Raw genomic sequence first — 17,762 nt, forward strand, 5'->3', positions numbered from 1 at the left:
TGCAACTACACGCTAACAGTAGGAGCGACAGCTTAGCGATCAGGCCTTGGACCTAGGACCTCGGCCGTGTCGCGGAGGAAGCGGTGCGGAAATGCCGCGGGGCGACGTCCTCAACGGACGTCGCCCCGCAGTCAGCTCTCGGAAGGGCCGTCAGCCCTCGCCCTCCAGGTCCCCCTCGGTCTCCAGGTACACCTGCCGCAGCGCCTCCAGCACCGCGGGGTCCGGCTTCTCCCACATCCCGCGCGACTCCGCCTCCAGCAGCCGCTCGGCGATGCCGTGCAGGGCCCAGGGGTTGGCCTGCTGGAGGAACTCACGGTTGGTCTCGTCCAGGACGTAGGCCTCGGTGAGCTTGTCGTACATCCAGTCGGCGACCACGCCGGTCGTGGCGTCGTAGCCGAACAAGTAGTCCACGGTGGCGGCGAGTTCGAAGGCGCCCTTGTAGCCGTGGCGGCGCATCGCCTCGATCCACTTGGGGTTGACCACGCGCGCGCGGAAGACGCGGGACGTCTCCTCGACGAGGGTGCGGGTGCGGACCGTCTCGGGACGGGTCGAGTCTCCGATGTACGCCTCGGGGGCAGTGCCGCGCAGGGCGCGGACGGTGGCCACCATGCCGCCGTGGTACTGGAAGTAGTCGTCGGAGTCGGCGATGTCGTGCTCGCGGGTGTCCGTGTTCTTGGCGGCCACCTCGATGCGCTTGTACGCCGTCTCCATCTCCTCGCGGGCCGGGCGGCCGTCGAGTTCGCGGCCGTAGGCGTAGCCGCCCCAGACCGTGTAGACCTCGGCGAGGTCGGCGTCGGTGCGCCAGTCGCGGGAGTCGATGAGCTGGAGCAGGCCGGCGCCGTACGTGCCGGGGCGGGAGCCGAAGATACGGGTGGTGGCGCGGCGTTCGTCGCCGTGGGCCGCCAGGTCCGCCTGGACGTGGGCGCGTACGTGGTTGGCCTCGGCCGGTTCGTCCAGCGACGCGGCCAGGCGTACGGCGTCGTCCAGCAGGCCGATCGTGTGCGGGAAGGCGTCCCGGAAGAAGCCCGAGATGCGCAGGGTGACGTCGATGCGGGGGCGGCCCAGCTCCTCGGCCGGAATGGGCTCAAGGCCGGTCACGCGACGGGAGGCGTCGTCCCAGACCGGGCGGACGCCGAGCAGGGCGAGAGCCTCCGCCACGTCGTCGCCCGCCGTGCGCATGGCGCTCGTGCCCCACAGCGACAGTCCGACGGACGTGGGCCACTCGCCGTTGTCGGTGCGGTAGCGCTCCACCAGCGAGTCCGCGAGGGCCTGGCCGGTCTCCCAGGCGAGGCGGGAGGGGACGGCCTTCGGGTCGACCGAGTAGAAGTTGCGGCCGGTCGGCAGGACGTTGACCAGGCCGCGCAGCGGGGAGCCGGACGGGCCCGCCGGGACGAAGCCGCCCTCCAGCGCGTGGACCGTGTGGTCGAGTTCGTCCGTGGTCGCGGCCAGCCGCGGGACGACCTCGCGGGCCGCGAACTGAAGGATGGCGGCGACCTGTTCGCCGTGCCCGGTGGGAACGGCGGCCGGATCCCAGCCCGCGTCCTCCATCGCCTGGACCAGGGCGCGGGCCTTCTCCTCCGCCGCGTCGGCCGTCGTGCGGGTCGCGGCGGACTCGTCGAGGCCGAGGGCCTCGCGCAGGCCGGGCAGGGCGGTGGCGCCGCCCCAGATCTGGCGGGCGCGGAGGATGGCGAGGACGAGGTTGACGTGGTCCGCGCCCTGTGGCGGGGTGCCGAGGACGTGCAGACCGTCGCGGATCTGGGCGTCCTTGACCTCGCAGAGCCAGCCGTCGACGTGGAGGAGGAAGTCGTCGAAGCCGTCGTCCTCCGGGCGGTCGTTCAGGCCGAGGTCGTGATCGAGCCTGGCCGCCTGGATGAGGGTCCAGATCTGGGCGCGGATCGCCGGGAGCTTGGCCGGGTCCATGGAGCTGATCTGGGCGTATTCGTCGAGGAGTTGCTCCAGGCGCGCGATGTCGCCGTAGGAGTCGGCGCGGGCCATCGGCGGCACGAGGTGGTCGACGAGGGTGGCGTGCACGCGGCGCTTGGCCTGGGTGCCCTCGCCGGGGTCGTTGACGAGGAACGGGTAGACCAGCGGGAGGTCGCCGAGGGCCGCGTCGGGGCCGCAGGCGGCGGACAGGCCGGCGTTCTTGCCGGGCAGCCACTCCAGGTTGCCGTGCTTGCCGAGGTGGATCATCGCGTCGGCGCCGAAGCCGCCGTCCTCGGCGCGGGCCGCGATCCAGCGGTAGGCGGCGAGGTAGTGGTGGGAGGGCGGGAGGTCCGGGTCGTGGTAGATCGCGATCGGGTTCTCGCCGAAGCCGCGCGGCGGCTGGATGATGATCAGCAGGTTGCCGAAGCGCAGGGCCGCAAGGACGATGTCGCCCTCCGGGTTGCGGCTGCGGTCGACGAACATCTCACCGGGCGCCGGGCCCCAGTGCTGCTCGACGGCCGTGCGCAGCTCCTCGGGGAGGGTGGCGTACCAGCGACGGTAGTCGGCCGCCGGGATGCGGATCGGGTTGCGTGCCAGCTGCTCCTCGGTGAGCCAGTCCTGGTCGTGGCCGCCGGCCTCGATGAGGGCGCGGATCAGCTCGTCACCGTCGCCGGAGGCGAGGCCCGGCACCTCGGCGTCCGAGCCGAAGTCGTAGCCCTCGTCACGCAGGCGCCGCAGCAGGGCCACCGCACTGGCCGGGGTGTCCAGGCCCACCGCGTTGCCGATGCGGGAGTGCTTGGTCGGGTAGGCGGACAGCACGAGCGCGAGGCGCTTGTCACCCGCGGGGATGTGGCGAAGTCGCGCGTGGCGTACGGCGATTCCGGCGACGCGGGCCGCGCGCTCCGGGTCGGCGACGTACGCCGGGAGGCCGTCCTCGTCGATCTCCTTGAAGGAGAAGGGGACGGTGATGAGGCGGCCGTCGAACTCGGGTACGGCGATCTGGCTGGCTGCATCCAGCGGCGAGACGCCCTCGTCGTTCTCCTCCCAGGCCGAGCGCGATCCGGTGAGGCACAGGGCCTGGAGGATCGGGACGTCCAACCCGGTGAGCGCGCCCGCGTCCCAGGACTCGTCGTCGCCGCCCGCCGACGCCTCGGCGGGCTTGGTGCCGCCCGCGGCGAGGACGGTGGTGACGATGGCGTCGGCTGCGCGCAGCGCCTCGATCAGCTCGGGCTCGGGGGCGCGCAGGGAGGCGACGTACAGGGGCAGCGGTCGGGCGCCCGCGTCCTCGATCGCGTCGCACAGGGCGCCGACGAAGGCGGTGTTGCCGCTCATGTGGTGGGCGCGGTAGTAGAGCACGGCGACGGTCGGGCCCTGGACGTCCTCGCGGGCCGTGCGCTCCAGCGGACCCCAGGTGGGCGCCGCAGCGGGTGCCTCGAAGCCGTGACCGGTCAGCAGGACCGTGTCGGAGAGGAAGCGGGCGAGCTGCTCCAGGTTGGCCGGTCCGCCGTGCGCGAGGTAGGCGTGGGACTCGGCGGCGATACCGATGGGGACGGTGGAGGCGGCCATCAGCTGGGCGTCCGGGGCCTGTTCACCGGTGAGGACGACGACCGGGCGGCCGTCGGCGAGCAGCAGGTCGAGGCCGTCCTCCCAGGCGCGCAGCCCGCCGAGGAGGCGTACGACGACCAGTTCGACGCCGTCGAGGAGGGCGGGGAGGTCGTCGAGGACGAGGCGGGAGGGATTGGCGAAGCGGTAGGGCACCGGGCCGGCCGCCGCTCGGGCGCTGAGCAGGTCGGTGTCGGACGTCGACAGGAGCAGGATCATGCGGCGTCGGCCTTCCTCGGGGTGTCCGCGCCCCGGGTGGTGTCGGACGGCGGGAGTTCCTGACTCATCCGGCCCTTGGTGGCCGGATTCACAGTGGCGGGACCGCGCCGGATTCGCACCGGGCTTCCTCCCCTGTCGCCGTCGTGGCGATGGCGGACCGGGTGATCCGCCGAGGACATCGTAAGGGTCCCGGGACCGGGAAAAGGCCGGAGGATACACCGGGTGTGATGGTAGGTATGCTCGCCGCCATGTCCACGGCTGACCTTCGTTCATCGTCCCAGGCCACAGCGGCCACACGGGACCGCGGTGACGCCTGCCCGGGGACTCTGCGACTGCACGCGGCGGACGACGGCGCGCTGGCCCGTATCCGGGTTCCCGGCGGGGTGTTGACCGTGCCGCAGGCGCAGGCGCTCGTCGATGTGGCGGAGCGGCTGGGCGACGGCGAGCTGCATCTGACCTCGCGCGGCAATGTGCAGGTGCGAGGGCTGGGCGACGGCTGCGGCGGCGAGTTGGCCGAGCTGCTGGACGCCGCCGGACTGCTGCCGTCCCGAGGGCACGAACGGGTCCGGAACATCGTCGCCTCGCCCCTGTCCGGCCTCGACGGACAGGGCCTGCTCGACGTACGGCCCTGGCTGACGGCCCTCGACGCCGCGCTGTGCGCGAGCGAGGCGGCGCGGGCGCTGTCGGGACGCTTCCTGTTCGCGCTGGACGACGGGCGCGGGGACGTGGCCGGGCTCGGTGCCGACGTGACCGTACGGGCGTCGGCGGAGGGTGGCGCGGAACTCGGCCTCGGGTCGGCCGAGGAGGCGCTGCGGATCGCTGCCGAGGAGGCGCCGCGGGCCGCGTTGGTGGCCGCGGAGGCGTTCCTGGACAGGGCGCGGGGCGTGTGGCGCGTGGACGAACTCGCGCTGCCCGAGGGCGAGTTCCTCGATCTGGTCGGGCGCCGCCTCGCGGACGAGGGCATCGGGCACGAGCGGTGCGCCCGCGACTCCGGCCGTACGGACGGCCCGCCTCCCGGAGCCGTCGGCACCGGTCTGTCCGTGCATGTCCCCCTCGGTCGCCTCACCGGCCGTCAGTGGCGGGAGCTGATCGGCACCGCCGAGGGTGAGATGCGGCTCACGCCGTGGAGCGGTGTGGTTCTTCCCACACCACGAGCACAGGCCGTCGAGGCTCTGGCCCGTCTCGTCGCCGCCGGCCTCGTCACCGATCCCGGCTCCATCTGGCCGCTCATCGGTGCCTGCATCGGCCGGCCCGGATGCGCCAAGTCACGGGCCGACGTACAGGCCGACGCGACCGAGGCCCGCGAGGCGGTCGGCCCGGGCGGTCTCCCCCTGTACTGGTCGGGGTGCGAACGCCGTTGCGGGCATCCCCGCGGTGACCGGATCGACGTGGTCGCCGCCCCGGGAGGCGGCTACCTGCTCTCCACCGCCGTAGCCGGCCAGGAACCCCGGACCACCACCATGGACCATCCCCTCCGACTCGCCGCCGCCCTGGCGGCGATCACCGCATGAGCCGCATCACCCGCATGAGCCGCACGAGCCGTATCGACACCGAGAGCAGTGAGACGAACACCGTGACCACGTACGACTACGAGAAGGACGGCGCGGCCATCTACCGCCAGTCCTTCGCCACCATCCGGGCGGAGGCGGACCTCGCGTCCCTGCCCGCCGACGTCAGCCAGGTCGCGGTCCGGATGATTCATGCCTGCGGGATGGTCGACCTGGTGCGGGACCTGGACTACACGCCGGCCGTGGTGGCCCGCGCCCGCGAGGCGCTGCGGGCCGGCGCGCCGATCTTCACCGACGTCCAGATGGTGGCCAGCGGTGTGACCCGCAAGCGGCTCCCCGCCGACAACGACGTGCTGTGCACCCTCTCCGACCCGTCCGTCCCGGAGCTGGCGGCGAAGCTCGGCACCACCCGTAGCGCCGCCGCCCTGGAACTGTGGCGGGACCGTCTTGAAGGCTCGGTCGTGGCCGTCGGCAACGCGCCCACCGCCCTGTTCCGGCTGCTGGAGATGATCGAGGAGGGGGCTCCGCGGCCCGCCGCCGTCATCGGTGTGCCGGTCGGCTTCATCGGTGCCGCCGAGTCCAAGGACGCCCTGGCCGCCCATCCGTCCGGCCTGGACCACCTGGTCGTGCGCGGCCGGCGCGGGGGCAGTGCCCTCGCCGCCGCCGCGCTCAACGCGATCGCGAGCGAGGAAGAATGAGCGGCAAGGAGTCGACCGCGGGACGGCTGTACGGGGTCGGGCTCGGCCCCGGTGACCCGTCCCTGATGACCGTACGGGCCGTCGAGGTCATCGCCGAGGCGGACGTCGTCGCGTACCACAGCGCCCGGCACGGCCGGTCCATCGCCCGCTCGATCGCGGCGCAGCACATCCGCGCCGACCACATCGAGGAGCGGCTGGTCTACCCGGTCACGACGGAGACCACCGACCATCCCGGCGGCTACAAGGGCGCCATCGAGGAGTTCTACGCCGAGGCGTCGGCCCGGCTCGCCGCGCACCTCGACGCCGGGCGCACGGTCGCGGTCCTCGCCGAGGGCGATCCGCTCTTCTACGGCTCGTACATGCACATGCACAAGCGGCTCGCGGACCGCTACGACACCGAGGTCATCCCCGGTGTCACGTCCGTGTCCGCCGCCGCGGCCCGCCTGGGCACCCCGCTCGTCGAGGGCGAGGAGGTGCTGACCATCCTGCCGGGCACGCTGCCCGAGGAGGAGCTGACCGCACGGCTCGCCGCGACGGACGTGGCCGTGGTGATGAAGCTGGGGCGGACCTTCACCAAGGTGCGCGGCGCGTTCGAGAGTGCGGGGCGGCTGGGCGAGGCGCGGTACGTCGAGCGGGCCACCATGGCCGGGGAGCGGGTCGGCGAACTGGCGGACGTGGACCCGGAGTCGGTGCCGTACTTCTCGGTGGCCGTGCTGCCCAGCCAGGTCGACGCCGAGCGGCCCGAGGCCCGGGAGCGGGGCGAGGTCGTCGTGGTCGGCACCGGGCCCGCCGGTCCGTTGTGGCTGACGCCCGAGACGCGCGGTGCGCTCGCCGCCGCCGACGACCTCGTCGGCTACACCACCTACCTGGACCGGGTGCCGTCGCGTCCCGGTCAGGACCGGCACGGTTCGGACAACCGGGTCGAGTCGGAGCGTGCCGAGTTCGCGCTCGATCTGGCCCGGCGGGGGCGGCGGGTCGCGGTCGTCTCCGGCGGCGACCCGGGCGTCTTCGCCATGGCGACGGCCGTCCTGGAGGTCGCCTCGCAGAAGGAGTACGCGGACATCCCGGTGCGGGTGCTGCCCGGTGTGACCGCGGCCAACGCGGCGGCGGCCCGCGCGGGCGCCCCGCTCGGGCACGACTACGCCACCCTCTCGCTCTCCGACCGGCTCAAGCCGTGGGAGGTCATCGCCGAACGGCTGCGCGCGGCCGCCTCGGCCGACCTGGTGCTGGCCCTCTACAACCCCGGTTCCCGCAGCCGCACCTGGCAGGTGGGCAAGGCCCGGGAGTTGCTGCTGGAGCACCGGTCGCCGGACACGCCGGTCGTGGTCGCGCGGGACGTGGGCGGCTCCGGGGAGCGGGTGCGGATCGTACGGCTGGCCGACCTGGATCCGGCCGAGGTCGACATGCGCACGATCCTGCTGGTCGGGTCCTCGCAGACGCGGGCGGTGCGGCGCGGGGACGGCGAGGAGATCGTCTGGACCCCTCGCCGGTATCCGGAGGCGTGAGGCGGCGGCGCGGGTCAGCTCTCCTCGGCCGAGGCCGAGGCCGAGGCCGCGGCCGCGGCCGCGGTCGCGGTCGGGGCCGGGGCCGGGGCCTCAGTGGCCTGCGCCAGGCCCGCCGTCCACTTCTCCTCGATGCGGCCGACCTTCCACACCACCAGGGCCACGGCCCAGGTGGCGAAGAACAGGCCGACGATGACGTAGCCGATGATGTTGAGGTCGAGACCGGACACCCACTCCCAGAACGGGCCGTGCAGGTCCGCCTGTTCGGCGATCAGGCCGAGGATCTCGACCGTGCCGATGATGAGGGCGACGGCGACGGACAGGCCGGTGATGGTGAGGTTGTAGTAGACCTTGCGGACCGGCTTGGAGAACGCCCAGCCGTAGGCGAAGTTCATGAACGAGCCGTCGATCGTGTCGAGCAGGGACATGCCCGCCGCGAACAGGATCGGCAGGCACAGGATCGCGTACCAGGGCAGGCCGGAGGCGGCGCCCGAACCGGCGAGGACGAGCAGGGAGACCTCGGTCGCCGTGTCGAAGCCGAGGCCGAACAGCATGCCCAGCGGGTACATCTGCCAGGGCTTGGTGATCGACTTCATGAGGCGGCCGAGGAGCCGGTTCATGAAGCCTCGGTTGTTGAGCTGTTCTTCCAGGGCGGCCTCGTCGAAGTGGCCCGAGCGCATCTGCCGGAAGACCTTCCAGATGCCGACCATGATCACCAGGTTGATGATCGCGATGAGGTAGAGGAAGACCCCGGAGACGGTGGTGCCGATCCAGCCGGTGATGTCGTGCAGTCCGGAGTCGTCGTTCGCGACCGGACCCGCCAGAGCCTTCACGCCCAGGGAGAGCAGGAAGGCGAGGACGAAGACGATGGTCGAGTGGCCGAGGGAGAACCAGAAGCCGACCGACAGCGGCCGCTGCCCCTCGCTCATCAGCTTGCGGGTGGTGTTGTCGATGGCGGCGATGTGGTCGGCGTCGAAGGCGTGCCGCATGCCCAGCGTGTACGCGGTGACGCCGATGCCGATACCGGACGACTTCTCACCCAGGCTGTAGTGGTGCGGGGCCACGACGGCGACCAGCGTGAACCAGCCGATGACGTGCAGGGCCAGGATGAACGCGGCCATCCCGCCAAGGCTCGTCCATTCCTTGCGGGTCATCGAGGCGCGGACGCGGTGCCATCTCGTTGTTGTGTTCTTTTCAGCCACGCCCTTGAGGTTGCTGCAAAGGGGTTGCAGGTAAAACTAGAGGGCGGCAAAGCTCGGGTCAGGTTTCAGCCAGCGGCCGGGAAAGACGTGCGGGCGACCAGCCATCGCAGCGCCTGCTCCGGTTCGGCCACGACCCGCACACCCTCGGGGACCGGCGGTCTGCGCACCACGACCACGGGCAGCCCCGCCTCCCGGGCGGCCGTCAGCTTCGGCGCGGTGGCCGCTCCCCCGCTGTCCTTGGTCACCAGGACGTCGACGCGGTGGCGGCGCAGCAGTTCGCGTTCCCCGTCGAGGGTGAAGGGGCCCCGGTCGAGCAGCACCTCCATGCGGGCCGGGTGCGGCGCTTCCGGCGCGTCCACGGACCGTACGAGGAACCACAGGTCGTCCAGGTCGGCGAAGGCGGCCAGACCCATGCGTCCGGTGGTGAGGAACACCCGTCGGCCGAGGGCGGGCAGCGCTCGCGCGGCCTCCTCCAGGGAGCCGGCCTCGCGCCAGTCGTCACCGGCTACCGGGACCCAGCCGGGGCGCCGCAGCGCGAGCAGGGGAACATGGGCGGTGGCGGCGGCAAGCGCCGCGTGGAAACTGATCGTCCCGGCGAAAGGATGGGTGGCGTCGATGAGCGCGTCCACCCGGTGCTCGCCGAGCCACGCGGTCAGCCCCTCCACACCGCCGAAACCGCCGATCCGGACCTCGCCCGGAGGCAGCCGGGGGCTGGCCACGCGCCCGGCGAGGGAGCTGGTCAGGGTCAGGCCCGGGGTCCGGTGGAGCAGTTCGGCGAGGCGGCGGGCTTCCGTGGTCCCGCCGAGTATCAGCACGTGCATGAAAGTCCAGGTCCGTTCATGAGCAGCGAAGTCAAGGGTGGCCGCAGGGCCCAGCTGGAGCACACCGGCCTGCGGCACGGGTGGACCACCGGCGCCTGTGCGACGGCGGCCACGACGGCCGCGTACACGGCGCTGCTGACCGGCGAGTTCCCCGACCCGGTGACGATCACGCTGCCGAAGGGGCAGACACCGTCGTTCGCGCTGGCGGCCGAGGAACTGGGCGACGGATACGCGATGGTCGGCGTCGTGAAGGACGCGGGCGACGATCCGGACGTCACGCACGGCGCGCTGATCCGGGCCACGGTGCGGCGGCTGCCCGCCGGGGCCGGGGTGGTCTTCAAGGCGGGGCCCGGGGTCGGCACCGTCACCCGCCCCGGCCTGCCCCTGCCCGTCGGCGAACCGGCCGTGAACCCCGTACCCCGCCGGATGATGCGCGACCACGTCGCCGAGGTCGCCGCCCGGCACGGCGGCACCGGCGACGTCGAGATCACGGTGTCCGTCGACCACGGCGAGGAGATCGCCCGCTCCACCTGGAACCCGCGGCTCGGCATCCTGGGCGGCCTGTCCATCCTCGGCACGACCGGAATCGTGGTGCCGTACTCCTGCTCGGCGTGGATCGACTCCATCCGGCGGGGCGTGGACGTGGCCCGGGCGGCGGGGCGTACGCATGTCGCCGGGTGCACGGGGTCCACGTCGGAGAAGACGGTCGTCGCCGAGTACGGCCTGCCCGAGGACGCCCTGCTCGACATGGGTGACTTCGCGGGGGCGGTACTGAAGTACATCCGCCGCCACCCCGTCGACCGCCTGACGATCTGCGGCGGCTTCGCCAAGCTCTCCAAGCTCGCCGCCGGCCACCTCGACCTGCACTCCGCCCGCTCCCAGGTCGACAAGGGCTTCCTCGCCGACCTCGCCCGGCGCGGCGGCGCGAGCGAGGCGCTGGCCGCGGAGGTGGCCGAGGCCAACACCGGGCTGGCCGCGCTCCAGTTGTGCATGGCCGCCGGGGTGCCGCTCGGCGACCTGGTCGCCACGACCGCCCGCGACGAGGCACGGGCCGTGCTGCGCGGGGCGCCGGTCGCGGTCGACGTGATCTGCATCGACCGGGCGGGGACGGTGGTGGGGCGCAGCGCGGTGACCTGACGGCAGGTGCCGTTCACTCGCTGCCGACCGCGCCCACGCGAAGGCGGTTGCCGTCGGGGTCCCGCAGCTCCAGTTCACGCCCCCAGGGGACGTCATCGACCGGGACCCCGAACTCCGTGGCGACGGCGTCGAGGTCGGCGACGCGCAGGTACACCAGGGTGTCCGGCCGGGCGTCCCCCTCGTGCTCCGAGAGGAACAGCCGGATCCGCCCGCGGGCCACCTCGGTGAAGACGGGGAACCCGGGCTCGAAGCGGTGCTCCCACTGCTGGGTGAAGCCCAGGCGCGCGTACCACCGGACCGCGAGCGCGGCGTCCCGCACCCGCAGGATGGGGATGACCTCTTCCTCCATGACCCGAGCCTCCCGTCAGCAGGCGTGCCGCTCGCGTTCCGTCGAGTACAGGTGGCTGTCCCGGAACTGCTCCGCCCCGAGCGTGCGCCCCACCATGATCACGGCCGTGCGCAGCACACCGGCCTCCTTCGTCTTCCCGGCGATCTCGTCGAGGGTGCCACGGATGATCAGCTCGTCCGGGCGGGAGGCGTAGGCGACGACCGCGGCGGGGCAGTCGGCACCGTAGTGCGGGAGGAGTTCGCCGACCACGCGGTCCACGTACTTGGCGGCCAGGTGCAGCACGATCAGCGCACCGCTGCGCCCGAGGGTGGCCAGGTCCTCGCCCTCGGGCATGGCGGTGGCCTGCTGGGCGATTCGGGTGAGGATGACGGTCTGGCCGACGGTCGGCACGGTCAGCTCCCGCTTCAGGGAAGCGGCCGCGGCGGCGAAGGCCGGGACACCCGGGACCACCTCGTACGGCACCCCGGCCGCGTCCAGCCTGCGCATCTGCTCGGCGACCGCGCTGAACACGGACGGGTCCCCGGAGTGCAGCCGCGCCACGTCGTGCCCCTCCTCGTGGGCGCGCACCAACTCGGCGGTGATCTCGTCCAGGTTGAGGTTCGCGGTGTCCACCAGGCGGGCGTCCGGCGGACACTCGGCCAGCAGCTCGCGCGGAACCAGACTGCCCGCGTACAGGCAGACCTGGCAGGCGGCGAGCCTGCGGGCGCCGCGCACCGTGATCAGGTCGGCGGCACCGGGGCCGGCGCCGATGAAGTACACGGTCATCTGTCTGCTCCCGAAGGGGTGTCGAGGGTTTTCCGTACGGCCCACTGGGTGACCGGCATCGCCTGCCGCCACCCGGTGAAGCCGCCCACGGGCACGGCGTGCGCGACCGCGAGCCGCACCAGCTCACCGCCGTGACGCCGGTGGGCGTCCGCGAGCAGCGCCTCGGACTCCAGCGTCACCGTATTGGCCACGAGCCGTCCACCGATCGGCAGCGCCTCCCAGCAGGCGTCGAGGAGGCCGGGCGCGGTGAGCCCGCCACCGACGAACACGGCGTCGGGCTGCGGGAGTTCGGCCAGGACGGCGGGCGCGGCGCCCGTGACGACCCGCAGGCCGGGCACGCCGAGCCGGTCGGCGTTACGGGTGATGCGCTCGGCGCGCACCGGGTCGCGCTCGACGGTGACCGCGCGGCACGACGGGTGGGTGCGCATCCACTCGATGGCGATCGAACCCGACCCGCCGCCGACGTCCCAGAGCAGTTCGCCGGGGGCGGGCGCGAGCGCACCGAGCGTGGCGGCGCGAATGTGCCGCTTGGTGAGCTGCCCGTCGTGCTCGTACGCCTCGTCCGGGAGGCCGGGCACGGCGCCGAGGCGTGGGGCGTCCGGGGCGCGCCGGCATGCGACGGCGACGATGTTGAGGGGATCGCCGGGCGGCTGGGAGTCCGGCCAGTCGTCGGCGGTGGTCTCGGCGGTCGTACGTTCCTCCGCGCCGCCGAGTTGTTCCAGCACCCGCATCCGGCTCGGCCCGAAGCCGCGGTCCCGCAGCAGCGCGGCGACCTCGCCGGGCGTGCCGGCGCCCGCGCTGAGGACGAGGAGCCGCCGGCCGTCGTGCAGGGCGGCGGCGAGCCGGGCGGCGGGGCGGCCGACGAGCGTGACGACCTCTACGTCCTCCAGCGGCCAGCCGAGGCGGGCGGCGGCGTAGGAGACGGAGGAGGGGTGGGGCAGGACGCGCAGGGTGTTCGCTCCCGCGGCTCCCTCGGCCCCCTCGGCTCCTGCGACTCCCTCGGCTCCCTCGATTTCCTCGATGAGGGCGCGTCCGATGCCGTAGAACATCGGGTCCCCGCTGGCCAGTACGGCGATCCGGCGGCCGGCGTGTGTCGCGAGCAGGGCGGGGACCGCGGGGCGCAGGGGTGAGGGCCAGGCGATCCGCTCTCCGGTGCACTGCGGGGGCAGGAGATCCAGCTGACGCGGGCCGCCGACGAGGACCTCGGCCTCACGGAGCGCGGCACGAGAGGTGTCGGTCAGGCCCGCCCAGCCGTCGGCCCCGATCCCGACGACGGTCACGGCGGTGGTGGTCGGTGCGGGACGTGCGGCGGTCACTGCTCGGTACCTCGGGTGTCGGGGGCAACGCCCGGGAGGGGCGCCAGGGGCGCACTCTACTGGGCGACGACCAGCACACCCTTGCTCGGGTACACATCCACCCACCTTTATTGCACACTGATCGCAATAACATGAAGTAAGCAGGAAGAGGTGGGCATGGGCTCTCGGATCGTGCTGGGCATCGAGTCGTCCTGTGACGAGACCGGCGCGGGGCTGGTCCGGGACGGGCGGCTGCTGGGGCATGCGCTGGCGTCGAGCATGGACGAGCACGCCCGCTTCGGCGGCGTCGTACCCGAGATCGCTTCCCGGGCACACCTGCAAGCCCTGCGCCCGGTGGTCCGGCGGGCGCTGGACGAGGCCGGGCTGCGGCTGTCCGACATCGGCGCGGTCGCCGTCACCACCGGGCCGGGTCTGTCGGGTGCGCTCCAGGTGGGGCTGGCGGGGGCGAAGGGCATCGCGTACGCGCTCGGTGTCCCGCTGTACGGCGTCCACCACCTCGCCGGTCACGTCGCCGCCGACACCCTGGAGCACGGGCCGCTGCCGAACCCCTGCATGGTGCTGATCGTCTCCGGCGGCCACACCTCGCTCCTCCTCGTGCGCGATCTGGTCCTCGATCCGATCGTCCATCTCGGGGACACCCTCGACGACGCCGCCGGGGAGTGCTTCGACAAGGTCGCGCGGGTCTTCGGGCTGCCGTATCCCGGCGGTCCGGCCATCGACCGGGCAGCGCGCGTGGGGGATCCGCGCGCTGTCTCCTTCCCGCGCCCGCTGACCGGTCCGCGTGACGACCCGCACGCCTTCTCCTTCTCGGGGCTCAAGACCGCCGCCGCCCGCTGGGCCGAGGGGCACGCGGGGCGGGAGCTGCCGGTGGCCGACGGTGCCGCCTCGCTCCAGGAGGCGATCGCGGACGTCCTGACCCGCAAGGCGGTGGCCGCGTGTGCCGAGCACGGGGTCGGCACGCTGGTCGTGGTCGGCGGAGTGGCCGCGAACTCGCGGGTGCGGTCGCTGGCCGAGGAGCGGTGCCGGGCCGCCGGGATCGAGCTGCGCGTACCGCCGCTCAGGCTGTGCACGGACAACGGCGCGATGATCGCCGCGGTCGGCGACCTCCTGGTCCGGGCCGGGGCCGAACCGGCGCCCCTGGATGTGTCGATCGACCCGTCGGCACCCCTGGAGTACGCCGCGCTGCGACCGGGGGCGGCCCTGGTGGGTGTGGCCTGATGGACATCCAGATCTTCAGGAACGCCGAACTCCTCGCCCGGACCACGTCGTCCTTCTCCTGCCGTGCGGCTTCGCCCCGCAGCGCACCTTGCGCGAGTGGGAGGGGGCCCTCACGGGTCTGCCTGGTTGGCGGGACCTTCCCGCGGTGCGGGCGGGCGGGCGAGGTGTGGGTGGTGGACGGGCCGGCGTGCTTCAACCGGCCGGGGCCGCGCGTGGTGCGCGGGGCGGAGGTGCTGGCGTACGTCCTGCACGGGGTGGTGGCGGGGGTGCCGGTCGCCGAGGGGGAGGCACGGCGAGTGGGCGGCGGCTGACCGGCTCGGGGCGCGCAAGGCCCGTCACCGCGCCGGATCCGCCACCGGATACGGCACGAAGGTGCTGCTGTTCTGGTCGATCCGCAGGGGGCGGTCCAGGGGCGGCACCGCGCGCTGGGGACAGTCGAGGCGTTCGCAGACGCGGCAGCCCATGCCGATCGGCGTGGCCGCGGAGGCGTTGGCGAGGTCGAGGCCGTCGGAGTAGACGAGGCGATGGGCGTGGCGGATCTCGCAGCCGAGGCCGATGGCGAAGGTCTTGCCGGGCTCGCCCCAGCCGCCGCGGTGCCGGGTGAGGGCGCGGGCCGTCCACAAGTACCGTTGCCCGTCCGGCATTTCGGCGATCTGGACATGGATCCGGCCGGGCGCGGCGAACGCCTCGTAGACGTTCCACAGCGGGCAGGTGCCGCCCGCCCGGGAGAAGTGGAACCCGGTGGCCGACTGCCGCTTGGACATGTTCCCGGCCCGGTCCACCCGGACGAAGGAGAAGGGCACACCGCGCAGCCGGGGCCGCTGCAGGGTGCTCAGCCGGTGGCAGACGGTCTCGTGGCCGAGGCTGTAGCGGTCGGCGAGGCGTTCGATGTCGTAGCGCACCTCCTCGGCCGCCGCGTGGAAGGCGGTGTACGGCAGGATCAGCGCGGCCGCGAAGTAGTTGGCGATGCCGATGCGGGCCAGGGCGTGCGTGGGGGAACCGGGCGGGAAGTCCTCGCCGGCCTGGCGGTCGAGTTCGGCGCCGTATTCGAGCAGGGCTAGTTGGAGGGCCATCCGGAACGCCCGCTGTCCGGGGCGGAGCCGGGCGGACAGGTGGAGGGTGCGCGCGGCTTCGTCGTAGTGGTGCAGATGGTCGCCGGTCGCGACGGCCAGGCGGACGCCGTGGGCGTCGGCGAGTCTGGCCGTCAGGGCCTGGACGACCTCGCCGGGTCGGATGCCGATGTCCTCGGCGAGCCGTTCGGCGGCGAGGTCGGTGTCGTGCAGGTAGTTCTGGCGGCGGTAGAAGAAGTCCCGGATCTCCTCATGGGGTGAGGACGCGGCACCCCGATCGCCGTCGCGGCCGTCCGCGGCCCCGGCGAGCCGCTCGGACAACCGCTGGTTGCGACGGCCGAGGTCCAGCAGGACCTGGGCGACCTCGGGCATCCGGGAGGCGAGCTCGGCGAGGTCGGACGGGGACACCCGCGCTTCGGTGATCTCGCCGGCGAGCGCCTCGCGCAGGTCCGCCAGCAGCCGGGTCGTGTCGCGCTCGGAGAAGAAGCCGGGGTCGACGCCGAAGGCCTCGGTCAGCCTCAGCAGGACCGGGACGGTGAGCGGGCGGGAGTCGTGCTCCATCTGGTTCAGATAGCTGGGCGAGATCCCGAGGACGCGGGCCAGCTCCGCCTGGCTCATCCGGCGCTCCTCGCGCAGCCGCCGCAGCCGCGCGCCCGCGTAGGTCTTGCTCACCGCTCTCCTCAACGACGCCGGCCCGGGCATCCGGTCATCGCCCGGGACGGTCGCCAGCGTACGCGAACCGAGGGCGCCGCGACCCTTCGCAACCTTGGCAAAAGAGGGCGCGAAGATTCGCAGAAGTTGGCACTCATCCACCCTTGATGGCACTGAGTGCCACTGCCAGAGTCTCAGTGCGGCCCGCCGAACCTCCGGCGGCCAGGCACCGCACCGGGCACGATTCACGCCCTGACGTCGGAGATCCCGGCAGCAACGCCGCGCCACCGGGCCAGCATTGCTCAGCTCCGCCCAACGGCAGGTGGGGCGGGCCGCACTCCAGGCGAAGACACACAGTGCCACCTCTCGCGGCGACAGCGTGAGGATTGGCAGACCGCACAACCGAGGGAGACGGTGACACTCATGGCAGAGGCGAGGACGCAGGCGGCCGAGGAGCTCGCGCGGCGCTGGGCCACCGACCCGCGCTGGCAGGGCATCGAGCGCACCTACACCGCCGAGGACGTCGTGCGGCTCTCCGGCAGCGTCCGTGAGGAGCACACCCTGGCCCGGCGCGGCGCCGAGCGGCTGTGGCGCCAACTGCACGAGCGGGACTACATCCACGCGCTCGGCGCGCTCACCGGCGGCCAGGCCGTCCAGCAGGTCAAGGCGGGCCTTCAGGCGATCTACCTGTCCGGCTGGCAGGTCGCAGCCGACGCCAACCAGGCCGGGCACACCTACCCCGACCAGAGCCTGTACCCGGCCAACTCGGTGCCCCAGGTGGTCCGTCGGATCAACAACGCCCTCCTGCGCGCCGACCAGATCGCCACCGCCGAGGGCGCGGGCGACACCACGGACTGGCTCGCGCCGATCGTCGCCGACGCCGAGGCCGGGTTCGGCGGCCCGCTGAACGCCTTCGAGCTGACCAAGGCGATGATCGCGGCGGGGGCCGCCGGCATCCACTACGAGGACCAGCTCGCCTCGGAGAAGAAGTGCGGTCACCTCGGCGGCAAGGTCCTGGTGCCGACCGCCCAGCACATCCGCACCCTGAACGCGGCCCGGCTCGCGGCCGACATCGCCGATGTGCCGACGCTGGTCATCGCGCGTACGGACGCCCTCGCCGCCAACCTCGTCACCAGTGATGTCGACGAGCGCGACGCCGAGTTCGTGACCGGGGAGCGGACCGCGGAGGGCTTCTACCGGGTGCGCAACGGGATGGCGCCGGTGATCGCCCGTGGCCTCGCGTACGCCCCCTACGCCGACCTCATCTGGGTCGAGACCGGTACGCCGGATCTCGCGCAGGCGCGGGAGTTCGCCGAGGCGATCCACGCCGAGCACCCGGACCAGATGCTGGCGTACAACTGCTCGCCGTCCTTCAACTGGAAGGCCGCGCTGGACGACGACCAGATCGCCAAGTTCCAGCGGGAGTTGGGGGCGATGGGGTATCGGTTCCAGTTCATCACGCTGGCCGGGTTCCACTCCCTGAACCACGGGATGTTCGACCTTGCGCGTGGTTATGCCGAGCACGGGATGACCGCGTATGTCGATCTGCAGGAGCGGGAGTTCGCGGCGCAGCAGCACGGGTTCACTGCCGTCAGGCATCAGCGGGAGGTCGGTACCGGGTACTTCGACCTGGTGTCGACCGCTGTCAATCCTGCCTCTTCTACCACCGCGCTCTCCGGGTCCACCGAGGAAGAGCAGTTCCACTAGGTCCGGTTCGTCGTCTGCGGGTGCGTGGGGGCTGGTCGCGCAGTTCCCCGCGCCCCTTTAGGGGCGATGCCCTG

Annotated in this window: 14 protein-coding genes and 1 riboswitch; of the genes, 7 read left to right on the forward strand and 7 right to left on the reverse strand. The window is 72.9% G+C overall.

Going from position 1 to position 17,762, the window contains the following annotated elements; translation table 11 throughout:
* Positions 1–150 precede the first annotated feature (150 nt).
* Positions 151–3,744 (reverse strand): cobaltochelatase subunit CobN, encoded by a 3,594-nt coding sequence (cobN, locus tag ACIA8X_RS33650; protein ID WP_399459885.1) that lies wholly within the window; start codon positions 3,742–3,744, stop codon positions 151–153.
* Positions 3,745–3,791: 47 nt separating this feature from the next.
* Positions 3,792–3,904, reverse strand: a riboswitch (cobalamin riboswitch).
* A 76-nt stretch (positions 3,905–3,980) separates the two neighbouring features.
* Between cobN and ACIA8X_RS33655 the strand changes: the two genes are divergently transcribed.
* Genes ACIA8X_RS33655 through ACIA8X_RS33665 form a run of 3 tightly spaced genes read left to right on the forward strand, consistent with a single transcriptional unit; the run spans position 3,981 to position 7,455 of the window.
* Positions 3,981–5,255, forward strand: a complete 1,275-nt coding sequence (locus ACIA8X_RS33655; RefSeq protein ID WP_399459934.1) for a cobalamin biosynthesis protein CobG — start codon at positions 3,981–3,983, stop codon at positions 5,253–5,255.
* Positions 5,256–5,269: 14 nt separating this feature from the next.
* Positions 5,270–5,950 carry a precorrin-8X methylmutase gene (locus tag ACIA8X_RS33660; protein ID WP_393456977.1) on the forward strand — a complete coding sequence of 227 codons (681 nt, stop codon included), beginning with the start codon at positions 5,270–5,272 and terminating at the stop codon, positions 5,948–5,950.
* Complete coding sequence (locus ACIA8X_RS33665) at positions 5,947–7,455, forward strand: precorrin-2 C(20)-methyltransferase (protein WP_393456763.1); 1,509 nt, start codon at positions 5,947–5,949, stop codon at positions 7,453–7,455. Before ACIA8X_RS33660 ends, ACIA8X_RS33665 begins: the two co-directional genes overlap by 4 nt.
* Before the next feature lie 14 nt (positions 7,456–7,469).
* Here ACIA8X_RS33665 and ACIA8X_RS33670 read toward each other — a convergent pair whose 3' ends face one another.
* Positions 7,470–8,684: a HoxN/HupN/NixA family nickel/cobalt transporter gene (locus ACIA8X_RS33670; RefSeq protein WP_399459935.1), complete on the reverse strand. Its 1,215-nt coding sequence runs from the start codon at positions 8,682–8,684 to the stop codon at positions 7,470–7,472.
* A 35-nt stretch (positions 8,685–8,719) separates the two neighbouring features.
* Positions 8,720–9,475, reverse strand: coding sequence for a cobalt-precorrin-6A reductase (locus tag ACIA8X_RS33675; protein WP_399459886.1), 756 nt, complete (start codon positions 9,473–9,475; stop codon positions 8,720–8,722).
* 18 nt (positions 9,476–9,493) lie between these two features.
* Between ACIA8X_RS33675 and ACIA8X_RS33680 the strand changes: the two genes are divergently transcribed.
* Positions 9,494–10,612, forward strand: a complete 1,119-nt coding sequence (locus ACIA8X_RS33680; RefSeq protein WP_399459887.1) for a cobalt-precorrin-5B (C(1))-methyltransferase — start codon at positions 9,494–9,496, stop codon at positions 10,610–10,612.
* A 13-nt stretch (positions 10,613–10,625) separates the two neighbouring features.
* On the opposite strand, the gene ACIA8X_RS33685 is transcribed toward ACIA8X_RS33680, so the two are convergent.
* From ACIA8X_RS33685 to cbiE, 3 genes are read right to left on the reverse strand one after another with little or no spacing between them, the layout of a single operon-like run.
* Positions 10,626–10,961, reverse strand: a complete 336-nt coding sequence (locus tag ACIA8X_RS33685; protein ID WP_393456754.1) for a glyoxalase superfamily protein — start codon at positions 10,959–10,961, stop codon at positions 10,626–10,628.
* A gap of 15 nt (positions 10,962–10,976) precedes the next feature.
* On the reverse strand, positions 10,977–11,726 hold the full coding sequence (gene cobM, locus ACIA8X_RS33690; protein ID WP_393456751.1) for a precorrin-4 C(11)-methyltransferase: 750 nt from the start codon (positions 11,724–11,726) through the stop codon (positions 10,977–10,979).
* On the reverse strand, positions 11,723–13,042 hold the full coding sequence (cbiE, locus tag ACIA8X_RS33695; protein WP_399459888.1) for a precorrin-6y C5,15-methyltransferase (decarboxylating) subunit CbiE: 1,320 nt from the start codon (positions 13,040–13,042) through the stop codon (positions 11,723–11,725). The genes cobM and cbiE overlap by 4 nt, the downstream gene beginning before the upstream one ends.
* Before the next feature lie 156 nt (positions 13,043–13,198).
* Here cbiE and tsaD point away from each other — a divergent pair, with 156 nt between their 5' ends.
* Positions 13,199–14,260: a tRNA (adenosine(37)-N6)-threonylcarbamoyltransferase complex transferase subunit TsaD gene (gene tsaD, locus ACIA8X_RS33700; protein ID WP_393456745.1), complete on the forward strand. Its 1,062-nt coding sequence runs from the start codon at positions 13,199–13,201 to the stop codon at positions 14,258–14,260.
* Positions 14,261–14,433: 173 nt separating this feature from the next.
* Positions 14,434–14,571 (forward strand): hypothetical protein, encoded by a 138-nt coding sequence (locus ACIA8X_RS33705; protein ID WP_393456742.1) that lies wholly within the window; start codon positions 14,434–14,436, stop codon positions 14,569–14,571.
* Between the two features lie 24 nt (positions 14,572–14,595).
* On the opposite strand, the gene ACIA8X_RS33710 is transcribed toward ACIA8X_RS33705, so the two are convergent.
* Positions 14,596–16,002, reverse strand: a complete 1,407-nt coding sequence (locus ACIA8X_RS33710) for a short-chain fatty acyl-CoA regulator family protein (protein WP_393456739.1) — start codon at positions 16,000–16,002, stop codon at positions 14,596–14,598.
* 402 nt (positions 16,003–16,404) lie between these two features.
* Here ACIA8X_RS33710 and aceA point away from each other — a divergent pair, with 402 nt between their 5' ends.
* A complete protein-coding gene (aceA, locus tag ACIA8X_RS33715; RefSeq protein ID WP_393456736.1) occupies positions 16,405–17,688 on the forward strand; it encodes an isocitrate lyase in 1,284 nt (427 codons plus the stop codon).
* Positions 17,689–17,762 lie beyond the last annotated feature (74 nt).

The sequence above is a fragment of the Streptomyces sp. NPDC051738 genome, assembly GCF_044453205.1.
Lineage (GTDB): Bacteria > Actinomycetota > Actinomycetes > Streptomycetales > Streptomycetaceae > Streptomyces.

Coding starts and splice junctions, on each gene's coding strand:
- cobN (WP_399459885.1), bottom strand. CDS start 3,744: ATGATCCTGCTCCTGTCGACGTCCGACACCGACCTGCTCAGCGCCCGA.
- ACIA8X_RS33655 (WP_399459934.1), top strand. CDS start 3,981: ATGCTCGCCGCCATGTCCACGGCTGACCTTCGTTCATCGTCCCAGGCC.
- ACIA8X_RS33660 (WP_393456977.1), top strand. CDS start 5,270: ATGAGCCGCACGAGCCGTATCGACACCGAGAGCAGTGAGACGAACACC.
- ACIA8X_RS33665 (WP_393456763.1), top strand. CDS start 5,947: ATGAGCGGCAAGGAGTCGACCGCGGGACGGCTGTACGGGGTCGGGCTC.
- ACIA8X_RS33675 (WP_399459886.1), bottom strand. CDS start 9,475: ATGCACGTGCTGATACTCGGCGGGACCACGGAAGCCCGCCGCCTCGCC.
- ACIA8X_RS33680 (WP_399459887.1), top strand. CDS start 9,494: ATGAGCAGCGAAGTCAAGGGTGGCCGCAGGGCCCAGCTGGAGCACACC.
- ACIA8X_RS33685 (WP_393456754.1), bottom strand. CDS start 10,961: ATGGAGGAAGAGGTCATCCCCATCCTGCGGGTGCGGGACGCCGCGCTC.
- cobM (WP_393456751.1), bottom strand. CDS start 11,726: ATGACCGTGTACTTCATCGGCGCCGGCCCCGGTGCCGCCGACCTGATC.
- tsaD (WP_393456745.1), top strand. CDS start 13,199: ATGGGCTCTCGGATCGTGCTGGGCATCGAGTCGTCCTGTGACGAGACC.
- aceA (WP_393456736.1), top strand. CDS start 16,405: ATGGCAGAGGCGAGGACGCAGGCGGCCGAGGAGCTCGCGCGGCGCTGG.